The 16219-nt window shown below is 69.6% G+C and carries 19 protein-coding genes; 13 read left to right on the top strand and 6 right to left on the bottom strand.

Annotated features, from left to right (window positions below; translation table 11 throughout):
* Window positions 1-869 (bottom strand): FadR/GntR family transcriptional regulator (locus C5B96_RS16385; protein ID WP_104246433.1); only part of this gene is annotated, 869 nt, incomplete at its 3' end.
* 171 nt (window positions 870-1040) lie between these two features.
* Between C5B96_RS16385 and C5B96_RS16380 the strand changes: the two genes are divergently transcribed.
* The 3 genes from C5B96_RS16380 (at window position 1041) to C5B96_RS16370 (ending at window position 5474) form a co-directional block, all read left to right on the top strand.
* Window positions 1041-2402, top strand: a complete 1362-nt coding sequence (locus tag C5B96_RS16380; RefSeq protein ID WP_104246435.1) for a bifunctional glycosyltransferase family 2/GtrA family protein — start codon at window positions 1041-1043, stop codon at window positions 2400-2402.
* Window positions 2402-4537, top strand: a complete 2136-nt coding sequence (locus C5B96_RS16375; RefSeq protein ID WP_104246432.1) for a glycosyltransferase family 39 protein — start codon at window positions 2402-2404, stop codon at window positions 4535-4537. The genes C5B96_RS16380 and C5B96_RS16375 overlap by 1 nt, the downstream gene beginning before the upstream one ends.
* Window positions 4538-4607: 70 nt before the next feature.
* Window positions 4608-5474, top strand: a complete 867-nt coding sequence (locus C5B96_RS16370) for a ribokinase (protein WP_369826491.1) — start codon at window positions 4608-4610, stop codon at window positions 5472-5474.
* 94 nt (window positions 5475-5568) lie between these two features.
* Here C5B96_RS16370 and C5B96_RS16360 read toward each other — a convergent pair whose 3' ends face one another.
* The 3 genes from C5B96_RS16360 to C5B96_RS16350 are packed head-to-tail and all read right to left on the bottom strand — an operon-like array spanning window position 5569 to window position 7108.
* Window positions 5569-5913, bottom strand: a complete 345-nt coding sequence (locus C5B96_RS16360) for a hypothetical protein (protein WP_104246431.1) — start codon at window positions 5911-5913, stop codon at window positions 5569-5571.
* Complete coding sequence (locus C5B96_RS16355) at window positions 5910-6545, bottom strand: Asp23/Gls24 family envelope stress response protein (RefSeq protein ID WP_146078228.1); 636 nt, start codon at window positions 6543-6545, stop codon at window positions 5910-5912. Before C5B96_RS16355 ends, C5B96_RS16360 begins: the two co-directional genes overlap by 4 nt.
* Entirely contained in the window at window positions 6542-7108 is a 567-nt protein-coding gene (locus C5B96_RS16350) for an RNA polymerase sigma factor (RefSeq protein ID WP_233189257.1), read from the bottom strand. The genes C5B96_RS16355 and C5B96_RS16350 overlap by 4 nt, the downstream gene beginning before the upstream one ends.
* A gap of 253 nt (window positions 7109-7361) precedes the next feature.
* Here C5B96_RS16350 and C5B96_RS16345 point away from each other — a divergent pair, with 253 nt between their 5' ends.
* The 10 genes from C5B96_RS16345 to C5B96_RS16300 all read left to right on the top strand — a co-directional run bounded on the left by C5B96_RS16345 (window position 7362) and on the right by C5B96_RS16300 (window position 12370).
* Entirely contained in the window at window positions 7362-8357 is a 996-nt protein-coding gene (locus C5B96_RS16345) for a helix-turn-helix domain-containing protein (RefSeq protein ID WP_104246428.1), read from the top strand.
* 171 nt (window positions 8358-8528) lie between these two features.
* Window positions 8529-8963, top strand: a complete 435-nt coding sequence (locus C5B96_RS16340; RefSeq protein ID WP_104246427.1) for an Asp23/Gls24 family envelope stress response protein — start codon at window positions 8529-8531, stop codon at window positions 8961-8963.
* Window positions 8960-9148: a DUF2273 domain-containing protein gene (locus C5B96_RS16335; protein ID WP_104246426.1), complete on the top strand. Its 189-nt coding sequence runs from the start codon at window positions 8960-8962 to the stop codon at window positions 9146-9148. The genes C5B96_RS16340 and C5B96_RS16335 overlap by 4 nt, the downstream gene beginning before the upstream one ends.
* Window positions 9145-9585, top strand: a complete 441-nt coding sequence (locus tag C5B96_RS16330; protein ID WP_199176700.1) for a hypothetical protein — start codon at window positions 9145-9147, stop codon at window positions 9583-9585. The genes C5B96_RS16335 and C5B96_RS16330 overlap by 4 nt, the downstream gene beginning before the upstream one ends.
* Entirely contained in the window at window positions 9582-10157 is a 576-nt protein-coding gene (locus tag C5B96_RS16325; protein ID WP_104246425.1) for a DUF6286 domain-containing protein, read from the top strand. Before C5B96_RS16330 ends, C5B96_RS16325 begins: the two co-directional genes overlap by 4 nt.
* Window positions 10157-10744 (top strand): hypothetical protein, encoded by a 588-nt coding sequence (locus tag C5B96_RS16320; RefSeq protein WP_104246424.1) that lies wholly within the window; start codon window positions 10157-10159, stop codon window positions 10742-10744. The genes C5B96_RS16325 and C5B96_RS16320 overlap by 1 nt, the downstream gene beginning before the upstream one ends.
* 52 nt (window positions 10745-10796) lie before the next feature.
* The gene (locus C5B96_RS16315; RefSeq protein ID WP_104246423.1) at window positions 10797-10970 is read left to right on the top strand and encodes a CsbD family protein; all 174 of its coding nucleotides are present in this window, start codon (window positions 10797-10799) and stop codon (window positions 10968-10970) included.
* A gap of 72 nt (window positions 10971-11042) precedes the next feature.
* Complete coding sequence (locus C5B96_RS16310) at window positions 11043-11699, top strand: Asp23/Gls24 family envelope stress response protein (RefSeq protein WP_104246422.1); 657 nt, start codon at window positions 11043-11045, stop codon at window positions 11697-11699.
* On the top strand, window positions 11696-12112 hold the full coding sequence (locus C5B96_RS16305; protein ID WP_104246421.1) for a hypothetical protein: 417 nt from the start codon (window positions 11696-11698) through the stop codon (window positions 12110-12112). Before C5B96_RS16310 ends, C5B96_RS16305 begins: the two co-directional genes overlap by 4 nt.
* A gap of 54 nt (window positions 12113-12166) precedes the next feature.
* The gene (locus C5B96_RS16300; protein ID WP_104246420.1) at window positions 12167-12370 is read left to right on the top strand and encodes a hypothetical protein; all 204 of its coding nucleotides are present in this window, start codon (window positions 12167-12169) and stop codon (window positions 12368-12370) included.
* A 129-nt stretch (window positions 12371-12499) separates the two neighbouring features.
* On the opposite strand, the gene C5B96_RS16295 is transcribed toward C5B96_RS16300, so the two are convergent.
* Together C5B96_RS16295 and C5B96_RS16290 are read right to left on the bottom strand one after the other, a co-directional pair.
* Window positions 12500-14056, bottom strand: coding sequence for a rhamnulokinase family protein (locus tag C5B96_RS16295; protein WP_104246419.1), 1557 nt, complete (start codon window positions 14054-14056; stop codon window positions 12500-12502).
* Window positions 14053-16095, bottom strand: coding sequence for a bifunctional aldolase/short-chain dehydrogenase (locus C5B96_RS16290; protein WP_104246418.1), 2043 nt, complete (start codon window positions 16093-16095; stop codon window positions 14053-14055). The genes C5B96_RS16295 and C5B96_RS16290 overlap by 4 nt, the downstream gene beginning before the upstream one ends.
* Between the last annotated feature and the right edge of the window lie 124 nt (window positions 16096-16219).

The raw sequence follows: 16219 nt of genomic DNA, 5'->3' as shown, positions 1-16219 counted from the left end.
GGGGAGGAGGGGTCGGGTGAAGATGGGGCGCGGGGCGCGTCGCTCCGGATCGTGGATGATCGGGGCTGGCCGAACCCGGCCTCGGCGTAGTAGCCCGTGATGTGGTCATCGACGCTCTGGCGTGCCGCGGCGGTGTCACCCGAACGGATCGCCGCCACGATCGCCCGGTGCTCGCGCTTCAGCCGATCGGATGTCGTCGCCCACGACGGGAGGTTCGGCACCCCGGCGAGGGCGTAGCTCTCGATCGAGTTGCGAAGACCGGTCATCATCGACGAGATGACATCGTTGCCGGCGGCCTCGGCCAGGGAGTAGTGGAACTGCGCATCGAGCGCGAGAAACTCCTGCGGAGTGGGTTCGGCGTCACCGCTGCCCTCCATTACGTCGAGGATCTCGACGGCGGCGGCGAGAGCGTCGCGACCGGGCGCTGCGTCGGGCGGAGCGGAGGGAACGGAAGAGCCCGGGGCGGCGGCCGGAGCGGAGCCCGCGGCATCCCGCTCGACCGCCGCGAGCTGCGCCGCAACCGCCGTCTCGAGAATGAGACGGGTCGACACCACGTCGTCGACCCGGAACCCCTGCGCCGCGACCTGCAGCCTGATCAGCGACGACATTCCCCCCGACGGCCGCGCGATGATGATCGCGCCCGAACCAGGCCCGGAACCTGTCTGCGTTCTCAGAAGACCGAGCACTTCGAGCACGCGCAACGCTTCGCGAACGGATGATCGGCCCACCCCGAGCTCGGTTGCGAGCGCACGCTCCGACGGCAGGTGATCGCCCGGCAGCAGTTCGCCGGTGAGCAGGTCGTTCTCGATGTGGGTGAGCACGTCTTGCCACGCGCGAGTGTTCGCGGGTGCCTGGGCTTCGCCGATCATCCAGAGCCTTCGTCTGTGAAGTGGAAAGGGGGAGGTGCTGCATGTGGTCTGACCATGTGGTCTGACCACAGGTTAGCCCGAAATGCTGCCGAATGCCAGCATCCAGCCGGTCATAGCTCCGTCATAGCCAAACCAGAGTCGGCCGAGAGGCTCGAAGCGCACAGTGTGTTCATGACCCCGCCCGCCTTGCCTCTCGCTCTCGACGTCGTCGTGCCGGTGTACAACGAAGAAGTCGCGCTCGAAGCGTCGGTGCTTCGCCTTGCCGCCTACCTCGACGAGGCCGTGCGCGTTCCGTGGCAGATCACGATCGCCGACAATTCGAGTACCGATGGCACTGCAGTGATCGCCGACGCGCTCGCCGACCGAGTGCCGAACGTGCGCGTCATCCACACGGCTCGCAAGGGCCGGGGGTATGCGCTGAAGCTGGCCTGGGGCTCGTCTGCGGCTGAGGTGCTCGCGTATGTCGACGTCGACCTCTCAACCGAACTGTCAGCGCTGCCACCGTTGATCGCTCCGTTGCTCTCCGGCCACTCAGACCTGGCAATCGGCACGCGACTGGCGCGCTCGTCGCGGGTTGTGCGCGGCGGCAAGCGCGAGTTCATCTCCCGCAGTTACAACGTGCTGCTGCACGGGATGCTCGGTGCTCGTTTCTCGGATGCGCAGTGTGGTTTCAAGGCCATTCGATCGGATGTCGCGGCCAGACTCCTTCCCCTTGTGCAGGATGACGCGTGGTTCTTCGACACCGAACTGCTGGTGATCGCGCAGCGCAGCGGCCTGCGCATCCACGAGGTGCCCGTCGACTGGATCGACGATCTCGACTCGCGTGTCGACATTGTTCCGACCGTCATGGAGGATCTGCGCGGCGTCGTACGGGTCGGGCGCGACCTGATGCGCGGGGTCATTCCTGTGCAGTCGGTCTACGCCGAATTCGGCCGCGCGCCGATCGGGGCGGTGGCCCGGCCGTCGTTCCTCGGGCAGGTCGTGCGATTCGGGGCGGTGGGGGCCGCGTCGACGCTGGCGTATGCGCTGCTGTACGTGCTTCTGCAGGGCATCTGGGGGGCGCAGGCGGCGAACTTCGCGGCGCTTCTGCTGACGGCGGTCGCGAACACGTGGGCCAACCGGCGGTTCACATTCGCCATTCGTGGACCCGCGAAGGCTGCAACACACCAGTTTCAGGGGCTCATTGTGTTTGCGATCGCGTGGATCATCACGTCGGGCTCGCTGGTGGCGCTGAATGCGCTGGCTCCGGATGCTCCGACCGCGGTCGAGTTCGTGACCCTCACGGTCGCCAACCTGGTCGCCACGGCGCTCCGATTCGTGCTGCTGCGGCGCTGGGTGTTCCGGCGGTCGTCGGAGCGCGAAGGCGTGCTCTCCTCCCCATCTGCCGATTCGGTTGTTCTCTCCACAGATTCTGGTTCCGGCGGTCGGGCGGGTTCAGGCCTGCTGCAGTCTGGCTCCGACGAATCGCCGCCTCTTCCCGTCTCTCCTCCTCCCGTTCCTTCCCCGTCTTCCCAGAAAGCGAGCGCAGCCTGATGACCAGCAGCACTCTTCCCCACCCGGGCGCGCCGTCGGCACCCGGTTCCCCGATCGGCGGCGCGGCGGTGCGGCGCAGGCTCCGCACCGCCGGCCGAGCCGTGCTCCGCGGTCGCGCGACCCACGCCGCCTGGGAGCGCCCCGCCTTCCTCGGGCTGCTTCTCGTCACCGCGATCGCCTACTTCTCCAACCTGACGAGCAGCGGGTACGCGAACGAGTTCTACTCGGCGGCCGTGCAGGCCGGGTCGACGAACTGGGAGGCCTTTCTCTTCGGTTCCTCCGACGCCGGCAACTCCATCACGGTCGACAAACCCCCGGCATCTCTCTGGGTCATGGCTCTGTCGGTGCGGCTGTTCGGGCTGAGTTCCTTCAGCATCCTGATGCCCGAGGTGATCATGGGCATCGTGACGGTCGCTCTGGTCTACGTCATCGTGCGACGCCACTTCTCGGCGGGCGCCGCGCTGCTGGCGGGCGGCGTTCTTGCTTCGACACCGGTCGCGGCTCTGATGTTCCGCTTCAACAACCCCGACGCGTTGCTCGTGCTGCTGATGACCGCGTCGGTCTACTTCACGCTTCGGGCCATCGAGAGCGGGAGGGTCCGCTGGCTGCTGCTCGCGGGCGCCATGGTCGGCTTCGGGTTTCTCACCAAACAGTTGCAGGCATTCGTCGTTCTCCCGCCTCTGGCCCTCGCCTACGGCTGGGCTGCTCCGGCGGGGTTCGGTAAGCGCATCCTGCATCTGCTCGCCGCGTTCGCTGCCGTCATCGTCTCTGCTGGGTGGTGGGTCGCTGTCGTCGAACTCGTTCCGGCCTCGATGCGGCCCTACATCGGCGGCTCGCAGAACAACGACTTTCTCGAGCTCACCTTCGGCTACAACGGCTTCGGCCGCATCACCGGCGCCGAGACCGGCAGCGTGACCGGAGGCGCCGGCGCGACCACCGGTGGCCAGTGGGGGGCAACAGGCCTGACCCGCCTCTTCGACGGTGAGTTCGGTGGCCAGATCGCCTGGCTCATCCCCGCTGCACTCGTTCTGCTGGTGGTGGGCTTCGTTCTGCTGCGGCGCCAGAAGCGGGTGGATGCTCGGCGGGCGACCCTCATCATGTTCGGCGGCTGGCTGGTGCTCACGGGCCTCGTCTTCAGCTTCATGGCCGGCATCTTCCACGCCTACTACACCGTCGCACTCGCACCGGCGCTCGCCGGCACCGTCGGAGCCGGGGCCATCCTGCTCTGGAACACACGCAGGCATCTGTGGGCGCGCCTCGTCGCAGCACTCATCGTGCTGGGAACGGGCGCCTGGGCCTACGCCCTGCTGACCCGCGCCGCCGAATGGATGCCGTGGCTCAGGTTTGTCGTGATCGCTCTCGCGGTGGTGGGGGCGGGGATGCTCGTGGTGCGCTGGAAGCGACGAGCAGCCCGGGTGGCAACCCTCGCCGTCGCTCTGACGGCGGCGCTGCTGGCACCGACGGCGTACACGATTCAGACCCTCGCGACACCGCACACCGGCTCGCTCGTCACCGCCGGGCCTGCCGTCGCCTCGTCGACCGGTTTCGGTCGCGGCGGCGGATTCGCCGCCGCCGCAGGCGCTGGCCAACGAGGCTTCACCCCACCGGGAGCTGTGGCGGGTGCTGCGCCCGCCGCGCCCCGCGCCGGGGCCGGTGGCGCCGCGCCCGCTGCGGGCAGCAGCGCTACCGGCGGAACCGGCGGAACCGTTGCAGGTTCCGGAGCCGCGCGCGGCAGAACGGCCACTCGTGGCGGCGGTGCGGGCGGCCTGCTCGGCGGCGCCACTGCGAGTGCCCAGGTCAGCGCACTCCTCGCGGCAGACGCATCGGACTACACGTGGGCGGCAGCCACCGTCGGTTCCCAGAACGCGGCGAGCTACCAACTCGCCAGCCAGGCCCCTGTCATGCCGCTCGGAGGCTTCAACGGCAGCGATCCCTCGCCGACGCTCGAGCAGTTCCAGTCCGACGTTGCCGCTGGCCGCATCCACTACTTCATCTCCTCCGGCTCCGTCGGCACCCCGAACGGCGGCAGCTCCGTCTCCTCCGAGATCGCCGCCTGGGTGGAGGCCACCTTCACACCCACCACCGTCGACGGCACCACCCTCTACGACCTGACCACCCCGTCGGCCGCGGCCTGACGAGGGCCCGAGCCGACGCGCGTTCGGAGCGGCGGCTAGGCTGGCGGCGTCCTAGTGAAAGGTGTTGCCCGTGGGTCGCGTGTTCGTCGTCGGATCGTTGAATGTCGATTCTGTGGTGCGTGTGCCGCGGCATCCATCGCCGGGGGAGACGCTCATGGGCGGCGACCTCGAGACGTTCTGGGGCGGCAAGGGCGCGAACCAGGCCGTCGCGGCAGCCCAGGCGGGAGCAGACGTGGTCTTCGTCGGCCGGGTGGGCGACGACCCGAAGGGCATCGAGTACCGAACGCGGCTGGCCTCGCGCTCGATCGACGTGCGACCGCTCCGTGTGACCCGTGGCGTCAGCACCGGGCACGCCATGATCGCTGTGTCAGACAGCGGGGAGAACACGATCATCGTCTCGCCCGGGGCCAACGCCCGGGTCACCGCCGACGATCTCGACGTGCTCTCCGGCCCGGGCGGGCTCGAGACCACCGACACGGTGTACGACTCCGAGCCGTCGGGCATCGGAGCGGGTGACGTGCTCCTCGCCTCGCTGGAGCTCGACGTGGAGGTCGTCTCCGAGGCGATGCGCATCGCAGCGGCTGCGGGCGCTCGGGTGGTTCTCAACCTGGCCCCGTTCGCCGCCCTCGACCCGGAGGTTCTGGCGCTCGCCGACCCCGTGATCGTCAACGAACACGAGGCCGAGCAGCTGCGGGAATCGGGTGTTGCGCCCGGATCGTTGCTCATCACGCGCGGATCGGAGGGCTCCAGCTGGGCCGAGGTCGACGTTCCGGCATCGCATGTAGCAGACGTCGTCGACACCACCGGCGCCGGCGACACCTACTGCGGCACGCTCGCGGCGCGGCTCGCGGCCGGCGATGACGCCGCCTCGGCGATGACGGCGGCAAGCGCCGCGGCCGCCCGCTCGGTCTCGTGGTCGGGGGCCCAGCCGGCCTGACCGGCCCGGCAGATCCGCCCGCCTGACGCGCCCGCCAGACCAGCCCGACTGACGCGCCCGGCCTGCTGGCCGGCGGATGGGGTGCGTGGTGGGGTCAGGCCTCGGGGTCTGCGATGAGGCGGGCCTTCACGAAGACCACGATGGAGCCGGCGGGCTCGACGCCCTCGAGCTCGGCAACGGCGCGCAGCGCCTCGGCGGCCCGGCCGAGCACCTCGGGGGTGGAGCAGTCGCTGGTGGTGGCGACGTGGGCGGTCACGGTGAGCAGCGAATCCGAGCGGTCGACGTCGACGAGCACCTCGGGTTCGTCGAGGTCGAGGGCGTTCGCGATGCCCTCCGACGCGGCGTGCAGGATCGGCTTCACCGGGAACACCGCCACGATGCCGGGCGTGGCGAGAACGGCGTCGGTGAGCGCGCGGGCGAGGGCCCTGTCGTCGATCACGATGCCGCCTCCCCGCCCGGCGCCGCCGCATCCCGCCCGAGGTACACGTCTTCGATGATGACGTCGACAGAAGTCACCGCGAGTTCGGTGTGCTGAGTCAGCGCGCTCTGCACCGTGGCGCGCAGAAGTTCGGCGCGATCCACGACGGTGAAACCGTATTCAATCGCGGCCGTCAGCGTCAGCGAGATCGGTGCGCCGGGCTGCGTGATGTCCCCGTCGAGAACCGTGCGGCTGAGCAGCACCCCGTCGAGAGCGTCGGCGGCGGCCCGGATGAGACCGTGCACAGCGGCCTCGGTGAGGGTCAGCCTGATGGCCGGGTCGGGGTGGTGGAGCGGGATGTCGCGTCCCGCGCGCACCTCGTCACGAATAGTGTCGAGCAGGCCGGTGATCCACAGCTCGTCGCGGTCGGGGGTGTTCTCGGCCTCATGGGTGAGCGCATCCCACGACCGCTCGCGGAGCCGGGCGAGCGCCGAGAGGTACAGCAGGCAGGCGGCCGAGTTTTCGATGGCGGGGTCGTAGGGTGTGCGGCCGGCCGCAAGGTAGGCGTCGAGCTCGTCGACGGAGTGGCCGTCGATCATCTCCACGGGCGCAGCATCCCCGGGAGGCGCAGCATGGTCGCGAGGGTCGGTCATCGCCATGCCTCCAGTTCGTTCAGCAGGAACTTTCGGGAGCGGGCCAGAAGGCCTCGCACGGTCGCTGGGGTCAGATCGAGCGCTTCAGCGATCTCGGAATAGGAGAAGCCGGCCGTCTCTCGCAGCAACCAGCAGCGCCGTTGTATCGTCGGCAGCTTATCAAGGGCAACCCACACCGCATCCAGCTGCAGCTGGGTCTCGACGATGCGGCTCGGGTCCTGGGAGGGCGGGGCGGCCGGGTCCCAGTCGGCGATGTCTTCGTGAACGCGGCGCACCCGCAGGCGGTCGATGGCTCTGTTCGACACAATGCGCATCAGCCAGTTGCGAACTCGCGCCGGGTCGTCGAGTTCGTCGAGCCTGCGCCAGCCGGTCAGGAACGCCTCCTGCACCACGTCGTCGGATTCGATGTCCGACCCGAGGAGCTTGGCGGCGAACACCCGCATCAGCGGGCCGTGTCGCCGGGCGAGTACTTCGAACGCCGCGACGTCACCGTCGGCTGCGCGCGAGGCGAGGGTCGCGTCAGCAGCGTCACTCAGCCTGTCGTTCGCGCTCGTTCTGCTCACCCGCCTCGTTGGGGTGTCACCCGGCGCGACATCCGACTCCATGGTGACATCTCTATCACCACTCTGTGTCGATCCGCCGGGACATATCCCCTGAACGAAGACTTCGTTCTGAGGGGCGCCTCCGCCCCATCCGAGCCATCGAATGCGCCGAAGGAAAAGAGATTTGTGACGGATCGATGACGATGAACGTCCAAATGACGACACCGACAGTTGCCAGGGGCACTCTGCGGGTCGTGACCATCGAAGGACGACCATGCTCGACACCATTCCGCCAGCGCTCGACCGCTTCACCGTCTCCGGTGACGACGTCGACCTCGCCCGGCGCACGTACCAGAAGGCCTACGGCGGCATCCGTTTCGCCGTGAGCCGGAGCTCCGGCGACGTTGCTGGCGCCGGCGCCGGCAACGCCCCGGGCGATTTCTCCTTCCGCTACGCCCATGTCGGCGACGACAGGGTGATGCTTCGCACCTCGACGCTCACCGGCCAGCTGAGCGGCGAGATTCCGCACCTCCGCGAGTACGTCGTGTCGTGGTTCCGCTCGGGCAGCGGCGAACTGCGCCGTCACCAGGTCGCCCGCACGGGCGTGGTCTCCGAGCCGTTCCTGTTCCCGGCCGAGCAGCACTTCGCGTTCACGTTCGCGCCGCACCGCCAGCAGCTCGTCGCGTTCTCGACCCCCTTCCTCGAGAACATCGCCACCGAGTTCCATGCCGGGCCCCCACAGGCCGTCGCTTTCGACCACGACGCCCATCCGGCAGCCGACGCCGTCGCGCGCTGGCGCACCGCCGTCTCGCAGGCGACAGCCGTTCTGCTCGACGCTGCCGCCCCGCCCCTGCTGCGGATGAACGCCCAACGCCCTCTCGCCCGGGCGCTGCTGCAGCTGTTCCCCTGGTTCGGGCTCGACATCCCCCCGCTTCTTCGGGAGCCCCCGCTCGCCCGGATGCGGGCGGCACTGGAGTACCTGCACCACCACGCGCACGAGCCGATCACCCCCGCCGACGCCGCGCGGGCTGCGGGGATGCACACACGCACCTTCCAGCAGCAGGCGAAGACCCACCTCGGCCTCTCGCCGTCGGCCTTCCTCCGCGGCGTGCGTCTCGACAGGGCCCACCGTGACCTGCTGGAGTCGTCTCCCGAGTCGCGCTCCGTGGCCCTGATCGCCCGGCACTGGGGTTTCGGGCACCTCGGCCGATTCTCAGCCGCCTATCAGGCTCGTTTCGGCCAGCGACCTTCCGACACCCTGCGGTTCTGACCGCTCTATCCAACCAGCGAGTTCCTGTCCGGAAAACGAACAGTTCCCGGCAAGACCCGTCCCTCAGCCCGGTCCATCCGAATGCATATGCATAGATGGAACGTCCCGCCGCAAGCGGGAAGCCCCGCCGCCCACCCGGGCGTCGGTAGAGATCGAAGAGAGAGAAACACCATGTCGAACACCACCCCCACCTTCACCTCCGACGCGAAGCACGCTCCGGTCACCTCGACCGGCAAGAACACGATCGCCGACGGCGTCGTCGAGAAGGTCGCCGGAATCGCAGCACGCGAGGTTCCCGGCGTGCACGACCTCGGCAACGCCGGCGCACGTGCCATCGGCGCCATCCGCAACGCGATCAACGCGCAGGACCGCGGCCAGGGTGTCAAGGTCGAGGTCGGCGAGAAGCAGGTCGCCGCTGACATCATCATCGTCGCCGAGTACCCCGTCGAGCTGCAGAAGGTCGCTGACGATGTTCGTCGCAGCGTCTCCGACGCCATCGGCACCGTCGTCGGCATGGAGGTCACCGAGGTGAACGTCACCGTCTCCGACGTCTTCATCCCCTCTGACGACGACAACGACGACGACACCGAGAGCCGCGTTCAGTGACTCCCACCACGCGCGGGATGCTCGTCGGCGCCGTTCTGGCACTGACCGCTGTCGCCTTCGGCTTCTGGCCGATGATCCTCGTCGCCCTCTTCATCGCGGTCGGCTACGCCGTCGGTCGCGTGCTCGAAGGCAAGCTCGACCTCCGCGGCGTGACGGATGCGCTTCGCGGGCGGCGGTCGTCGTGAACGCGGCGGTGACGGCCGGCGCGGCGACCAGTCGCGCAGCGACCAGCGGCAGAGCGACCAGCGGCAGAGCGTCGAGCGGCGCAGCAGCCGGCGGCGCGGCAGCCGGTTCCCTCGGGCACGGGCGTAACACGGTTCTCCCCCGTGCCGTGCGCCGGGTCGTGTCGGCCGTCACCGCGGAGCAGCTCGGCGTCGACGCGTCGGATGTCTCCGTCGATCTCTCCGACAACGGGGGAGCTCTGACGGTCACAGCCAATACGCCGATCCATGTCGCTCCCCTCGGAACAGGTGCGGTGCGCCCGGCCCCGATCGTGCAGCGCCTCAGTGAGGCGCAGGCAACGATCAGGAGTCGCTGCCTCGCCCTGACCGGTTCCTCCATCACCCGTGTCGATCTCCGCGTCACGGGTGTCGAACTCAACCAGCGAAGGAGAGTGAAATGACCAGCCCCGCTCTCTACCGCCGCATCGTGCGTCGGGAGACGCACTCGCCCCGCTCGGGCGCAGCCATCACGATCGCCGTGCTGCTGATGCTGGTCGCGGCATGGATCGGCACCGAGTCGGTTCTCGCCGCCATCGGCCAGGCCCCGCTGCTGCTGGCGCCTCAGGCCCTCGTCTCGTCGGCTCTGCAGGCTGCTGCTTCACCGGTCGCCCTCCTGGTCGCCATCGGAGCGGTGGTCGCGATCGTCGGCATCATCCTGATCATCGTCTCGTTCGCTCCCGGCCGTCGTGGCCGCCGGGGCAGCATCTCGTCTCGAACGGCCGCCGTGGTCGACGACCGCGTCATCGCGCAGTCACTCGCCCACACCGCCAGCTACGCCGCCGACGTCGACCCCGACCAGGTCAGTGTCAGCGTCGGTGCCCGCACCGTGCGGGTCGAGATCACCCCGACCTCCGGGCGGAGCGTCGACCAGCAGTCGATCCGCGATGCGGTGGCCCAGGATGCCGCGAGCTACGACTATCGGCCGGCGCTCCGTGCGAACGTGCGCCTGTCGAAGAAGGGAACGGTGGCCTGATGAACTCCACCAACCGCTTTCTCAACAGGGCTTTCGTCTTCGTTGTCGGGCTCGTGCTGCTTGCGGCCGGCGGCATCCTCGCCGTCGGAGCACTGCTCCCCGACCTGCAGCAGCCGATCAGCCAGGGCGCGTCCGACGCAGAGGGACGGGTCTCCGACACCTTCAGCGCCAACGCCTGGATCCTCTGGGTGACGGCCGCGGCTGCTGTCGTGCTGATCCTGCTTCTGCTCTGGTTCGCACTCCGGCAGGGTCGCGGTCGCACCTCGACGCTCCTGAAGCTCGACCAGAAGGGCACCGGCGGTGACCTCATCATCGATGCCAAGGTCGCCGCGCAGGTTCTCGAAGACGCCCTGGCCCGGCAGGCCGACATTGTGTCGGTGGATGTCGTGGCCTTCCGTGTCCGCCGCGAGAACGTGCTGCGGATCACGGCCCACACACGTCGGGGGGCTTCCCCGATGCGAGTCCGCTCCGTCATCGACGAGGCGGTCTCGGAATGGGACGCCGTTCTGGGCCAGACGACACCCGTCGTCATCCAGATCGTCAGCGGCATCCGCTCTGCGATGAGCAGTACCACCCGGGTCGCCTGACCCGATCCACCCAGGTGACCACCCCGGTCACCGCCGATCAAAGGAGAAACCCATGAGTGCAGCAGACAAGATCAAAGCCGCCGCCGAGAACGTCGCCGGCAAGGCCAAAGAGGCCGTCGGCAACGCCACCGACAACGACAAGCTCGTCGCCGAGGGCAAGGCCGACCAGGCCAAGGGCCAGGCCCGCGACAAGGTCGAAGACGTCAAAGACGTCTTCAAGAAGTAACCCCCACCGACCCTCCGGCCCTCGCTACCCCACAGCGGGGGCCGGAGCCCCCTCACCCAAGGAGACAACCCCATGACCGACGCTCTCACCGCTGAACAGCAGCTCAGCACGACCGTTGCGAACATCGCCGCCGGCGTGGTCGGGGTGCACCACCTCGGCGGACTCGCCGCACGCACCCTCGACCGCGCCACGAGAAGCGTGCTCGGCACGTCGACAGAGCCGGGCGTCACGGTCAGCCGTGTCGACGGCCGAACGGTGGTCGACATCGACCTGGTCGTCGAGTACCCGCACACCATCGCCCGTGTCGTCGACGAGACGCGCGACGAGGTCGTGCGCGCCGCCGAGTCGCTCGTGAGTGGGCCGGTCCAGGTCAACGTCGCGGTGACCGACATCCACGGCCCGTTCGACCCGATCGCGCCGGACCCCGCCGAAGTCGCCGCCGATGCGGCCGCGGATGCGGCGAGCGATGCCGCCACCGCTGTCGCCACTGGCGTCGATGCGGTGGCCGACGCCGCGAATGAGACCGTCGAGCCGACTGTCGCTGACGACACCGCCGCCGCCGACACCGCCGCCGACACCGACGCCACCGAGGCCCCCGACGCCGACGCGGCCGACGCCGACCCGGCCGAAACCGACCGGGACGCGGCATCCGACGCCACTCCCGCCCCCGCCGTCATCGTCATCGAGGCCCCGGCGACCGTCGTCATCGACACCCCCGACCGATCATGAGAACCCACTCCTTCGGCAACGGCTCCGGCCGGCGCGCGCGACCCCGATCCGTCTGGGCCGCCCTCATCACCGCGGTCGTGCTCTGCATCGTCATCGTCGCCGGTGTGCTCCTGCCCGTGCTCGGCCTGATCGGCGCCGCAAAGGCCACGACCGGCGGCGTGCTGAACCTCCCGGTCGGCGCCATCACCGCCTCCATCGTCATCAGCTACCTGCTCGCCGTCGTCTTTCTCGTGCTGACCTTCGTCTCCCGCATCGGACCGCTGGCCTGGATCGCCGCCGTCGCCGCGGTGGTCGCGACTCTGGTCGGCTCGCTCTGGCCCCTCGCGGCGACCGCGTTCGCGAGCGTCGACCAGGTGCAGGAGGTCATCCCGTTCATCCAGAACCTGATCACCCAGGTCACCAGCCAGCGCTGACCGGCCCGAACATCCACCACCCACCTGCTCGAACACCCACCAGAGAGGCGCATCATGCGCAACAAGATCATCATCGTCGGAGCCATCGTCGCGTTCATCTACTGGCGGGGCGCCCGCTCGCACCGCCCGGTGAAGGGCAAGCGACCCGAGACCGTGCGTCACCAGGCCGAGCGACTCTGGAAGGACCCGAAGGCCGAGAAGGCGCGCAGGAAGCTGGCCGAGAAGGTCGGCAACAAGGTCGGCCACCTCACGAAGTAGCCCCCACACGGCCCGCCCGAGTCGCCCTAGCAGGCTCGGGCGGGCTCGCCCGCTCAGCCCGCGGTGGTGGCGCTCAGCGCTCTCGGGCCGCCGCCCGCCCACCCGCCGCCGCCCGCCATCACTGCCCGCTCAGCCCGCGGACGCCGCCGCAGCCCCCGAAGGCTCGTACCGCACCGGCGGGAACGAGCCCGCGACGAGCGCACGCAGCGCCCCGAGTTCGCCGGTCACCAGCCCGCGCGCCCGCGCCTGCACCAGCACATTTCCGATCGCCGTGGCCTCGACCGGGCCGGCCAGCACAGGGAGCCCGGTGCGATCGGCCGTGAGCTGGCAGAGCAGCGCGTTCTGTGAGCCTCCGCCGACGATGTGGACCGTTCGAACGACCTTGCCCGTGAGCTCCTGCGCCTTGGCGAGCGACACCGCGTACGCATCGGCGAGGCTCTCGAGAATGCTCCGCACGAACTCCGCGGGCGTGGCCGGCGCCGGTTGCCCGTGCGCCGCGCACCACGCCGCGATGCGGGCGGGCATGTCGCCCGGAGCCACGAACATGGGGTCGCCGGCATCGAAGATGGCGACGGGCACGTCGACCTCGGCGGCTGCCTCGAGCAGATCGGCGAGCGGGATGCCCGTACCCGCCCGCTCCCAGGTGCGCACCGATTCCGACAGCAGCCAGAGACCCGACACGTTCTGCAGAAAGCGCACCCGCCCGTCGACTCCGCCCTCGTTGGTGAAGTTCGCGGCGCGACTCTCGTCGCTGACCACCGGATGCTCGAGCTCGACCCCGACGAGCGACCACGTTCCGCTCGAGATGTAGGCGAAGTCGTCGCCGGTCGCGGGCACTGCCATGACCGCCGAGGCCGTGTCGTGCGATCCGATGGCGGTCACGTGGATGCCGGGGCCGGCGCCGAGCTCGTCTGCCACGCTCGGCAGCAGCGCCCCGATGGTCTCGCCGGGCTCGATGAGCAGAGGGAAGAGCGCTCGCGGCAGGCCGAGCGACCCGATCAGGGCGTCATCCCACACCCCGGAGTGCACGTTCAACAGGCCGGTCGTCGAGGCATTCGTCTTCTCGGCACGGCGTTCGCCTGTCAGCCAGAAGGTCACGAGGTCGGGGATGAGCAGCAGGGCATCCGCGTGCTGCAGGATGTCGCGGGGCTCCGCGGCCAGCTGGTACACGGTGTTGAACGCGAGGAACTGCAGCCCGCTCGAGCGGTAGAGCTCGTCGAACGGCACGAGTGCGTGGGTGGATTCGACCCCCTCCGCCGTGCGGGCGTCGCGGTAGTGGAACGGGTTGCCGAGCATCCGGTCACCCGACAGCAGCGCGTAGTCGACCGCCCAGGAGTCGACGGCGATGCTCGCCAGCCCGGGCTCCCGCCGGATTGCCTCCGTGAGGCCGGCGACGATGTTGCGGTAGAGCTCGAGGATGTTCCAGTGCAGGCCGTCGATCGTGCGCACGGGGGTGTTGGCGAAGCGTGCGACGGGTTCGAGGCGGATGCCGCCCGGGCCGACGTAGCCGAGCATGACGCGCCCGCTCGTGGCGCCGAGGTCGATCGCGGCGACGACGCCGCCCGCCCCGTCGCTGCCCAGCCCGCCGCCCGCCGCAGCGCCGCCCGCTCCGACGTCGCCCGTCGCGCGGCCGACGCCCGCCGCGGTGCCGCCGCCTGCGCCGCCGCCGCCCGCCCCGTCGCTCATCGCAGGAACGCCGCCGCCACGCCGGCGTCGACCGGGATGTGCAGCCCCGTCGTGTGCGTCAGGTCGGCCCCGGTGAGCACGGCCACCGCGTTCGCCACGTTCTCGGGCAGCACCTCGCGCTTCAGCAGCGTGCGCTGGGCGTAGTACGCGCCGAGCTCCTCCTCGGGAACCCCGTACACCGCGGCGCGTTTCGCACCCCACCCGCCCGCGAAGATGCCCGACCCGCGAACCACCCCGTCGGGGTTGATGCCGTTCACCTTCACGCCGTACTCGCCGAGTTCGGCCGCAAGCAGCCGCACCTGGTGCGCCTGGTCGGCCTTCGTCGCCGAGTACGCGATGTTGTTCGGACCGGCGAACACCGAGTTCTTCGACGAGATGTACACGATGTCACCGCCGAGACCCTGGTCGATCAGCACGCGCGCGGCCGCCCGCGACACCATGAACGAGCCCTTCGCCATCACGTTGTGCTGCAAGTCCCAGTCCGCGTCGGTGGTCTCCAGCAGCGACTTCGACAGCGAGAGGCCGGCGTTGTTCACGATCAGGTCGAGGCCTCCGAAAGCGAGCAGCGCGGCATCCACCGCCGCCTGGATGTCGACGGCAGACGTGACGTCGGCGCGCACGCCGATCGCGACGTCGGTCGAGCCGAGCGACGCGGCCGCAGCCTCTGCCTTCTCGAGGTCGAGGTCGGCGATGACGACGCACGCGCCCTCTGCGGCCAGGCGGGTCGCGATGGCCCTGCCGATTCCGGATGCCGCGCCGGTCACCAGCGCGATGCGCGTCGCGTGCGACTTCGGCGCGGGCAGCCGCTGCAGTTTCGCCTCTTCGAGCGCCCAGTACTCGATGCGGAACTTCTCAGCCTCGTCGATCGGCGCGTACGTCGAGAGCGCTTCAGCCCCGCGCATCACGTTGATCGCGTTGATGTAGAACTCGCCGGCGACCCGCGCGGTCTGCGCCGTGGCGCCGTAGGAGAACATGCCGACGCCCGGAACCAGCACGATCGCCGGGTCGGCACCGCGCATCGCGGGCGAGTCGGCTGTCGCATTCCGGTCGTAGTACGCGGCGTACTCCTCGCGATACGCGGCGTGCAGCTCCTTCAGCCTGGCGATCGACTCGTCGACAGAGGCCGTGGCCGGCAGGTCGAGAATCATCGGCTTCACCTTCGTGCGCAGAAAGTGGTCGGGGCAGCTCGTACCGAGCGCCCCGAGTCGCGGGTGTTCCGTCGCCGCGAGAAAGTCGAGCACCACATCGGCGTCGCTGAACGACCCGACCATCGGGGCGTCGGTCGACACCAGGTTCCGGATGCTCGGGGCCAGGGCCGCCGCCTTGGCCCTCCGCTCGGCGGGCTCGAGTGCGCCGTAACCGTCGAGCGCGGGGCCGAAGGGCGCCTCGGCGCCGTGCTCCTCTATATACGCGGCGGCGGTCTCGATGATCCAGAGCGAGTTGGCCTCCACCTCGGCCGACGTGTCACCCCAGGCGGTGATGCCGTGGCCGCCGAGGATCACGCCGATCGCCTCGGGGTGAGCCTCTTTCAGTGCCGCGATGTCGAGCCCGAGCTGGAACCCGGGCCGCCGCCACGGCACCCACAGCACGCGGCCGCCGAAGACGACGGCGGTCAGCGCATCGCCGTCGGCCGCGGTCGCGATGGCGATGCCGGAGTCGGGGTGCAGGTGGTCGACGTGGGCCGCATCCACCAGCCCGTGCATCGCGGTGTCGATGGACGGTGTCGCACCGCCCTTTCCGAACAACGTGTGGTCGAAAGCGGCGACCATCTCGTCTTCGTGCTCCACTCCGCGGTAGACGCCTGCCAGGGCGCGCAGGCGGTCGACGCGCAGCACGGCGAGGCTGGCCTCGGTGAGGGTGCCGAGGTCGCCGCCGGAGCCCTTGACCCACATCAGCTCGACATCCTCACCCGTCACCGGGTCGCGTTCGAGCCCCTTGGCCGAGGTGTTGCCGCCCGCAAAGTTCGTGTTGCGCGGATCGGCTCCGAGCCGCCTCGACCGCTCAATGAGGGCCGCTGCCGCTGCTGCTGTCTTGGTCATCGAACTGCTTCCTGTGTGTCTTCGTCGCGGGAGGGTGAATCGAGTGGGCAGTTCGGGCCCCAAAAACGGAGTTTTAGGGCCCGCACTGCCCACCCGATTGAAAGGGGGGTGGGCAGTGCGGGCC

Source organism: Subtercola sp. Z020 (assembly GCF_002931235.1).
In the GTDB taxonomy this organism is placed as follows: domain Bacteria; phylum Actinomycetota; class Actinomycetes; order Actinomycetales; family Microbacteriaceae; genus Subtercola.
The sequence above is the reverse complement of the archived record's forward strand: the minus strand, read 5'-3'. Positions and strand labels throughout refer to the sequence as shown.

Coding starts and splice junctions, on each gene's coding strand:
- C5B96_RS16345 (WP_104246428.1), top strand. CDS start 7,362: ATGCTCGACACCATTCCGCCAGCGCTCGACCGCTTCACCGTCTCCGGT.
- C5B96_RS16375 (WP_104246432.1), top strand. CDS start 2,402: ATGACCAGCAGCACTCTTCCCCACCCGGGCGCGCCGTCGGCACCCGGT.
- C5B96_RS16290 (WP_104246418.1), bottom strand. CDS start 16,095: ATGACCAAGACAGCAGCAGCGGCAGCGGCCCTCATTGAGCGGTCGAGG.
- C5B96_RS16295 (WP_104246419.1), bottom strand. CDS start 14,056: ATGAGCGACGGGGCGGGCGGCGGCGGCGCAGGCGGCGGCACCGCGGCG.
- C5B96_RS16325 (WP_104246425.1), top strand. CDS start 9,582: ATGACCAGCCCCGCTCTCTACCGCCGCATCGTGCGTCGGGAGACGCAC.
- C5B96_RS16340 (WP_104246427.1), top strand. CDS start 8,529: ATGTCGAACACCACCCCCACCTTCACCTCCGACGCGAAGCACGCTCCG.
- C5B96_RS16355 (WP_146078228.1), bottom strand. CDS start 6,545: ATGACCGACCCTCGCGACCATGCTGCGCCTCCCGGGGATGCTGCGCCC.
- C5B96_RS16320 (WP_104246424.1), top strand. CDS start 10,157: ATGAACTCCACCAACCGCTTTCTCAACAGGGCTTTCGTCTTCGTTGTC.
- C5B96_RS16315 (WP_104246423.1), top strand. CDS start 10,797: ATGAGTGCAGCAGACAAGATCAAAGCCGCCGCCGAGAACGTCGCCGGC.
- C5B96_RS16380 (WP_104246435.1), top strand. CDS start 1,041: ATGACCCCGCCCGCCTTGCCTCTCGCTCTCGACGTCGTCGTGCCGGTG.
- C5B96_RS16310 (WP_104246422.1), top strand. CDS start 11,043: ATGACCGACGCTCTCACCGCTGAACAGCAGCTCAGCACGACCGTTGCG.
- C5B96_RS16300 (WP_104246420.1), top strand. CDS start 12,167: ATGCGCAACAAGATCATCATCGTCGGAGCCATCGTCGCGTTCATCTAC.
- C5B96_RS16305 (WP_104246421.1), top strand. CDS start 11,696: ATGAGAACCCACTCCTTCGGCAACGGCTCCGGCCGGCGCGCGCGACCC.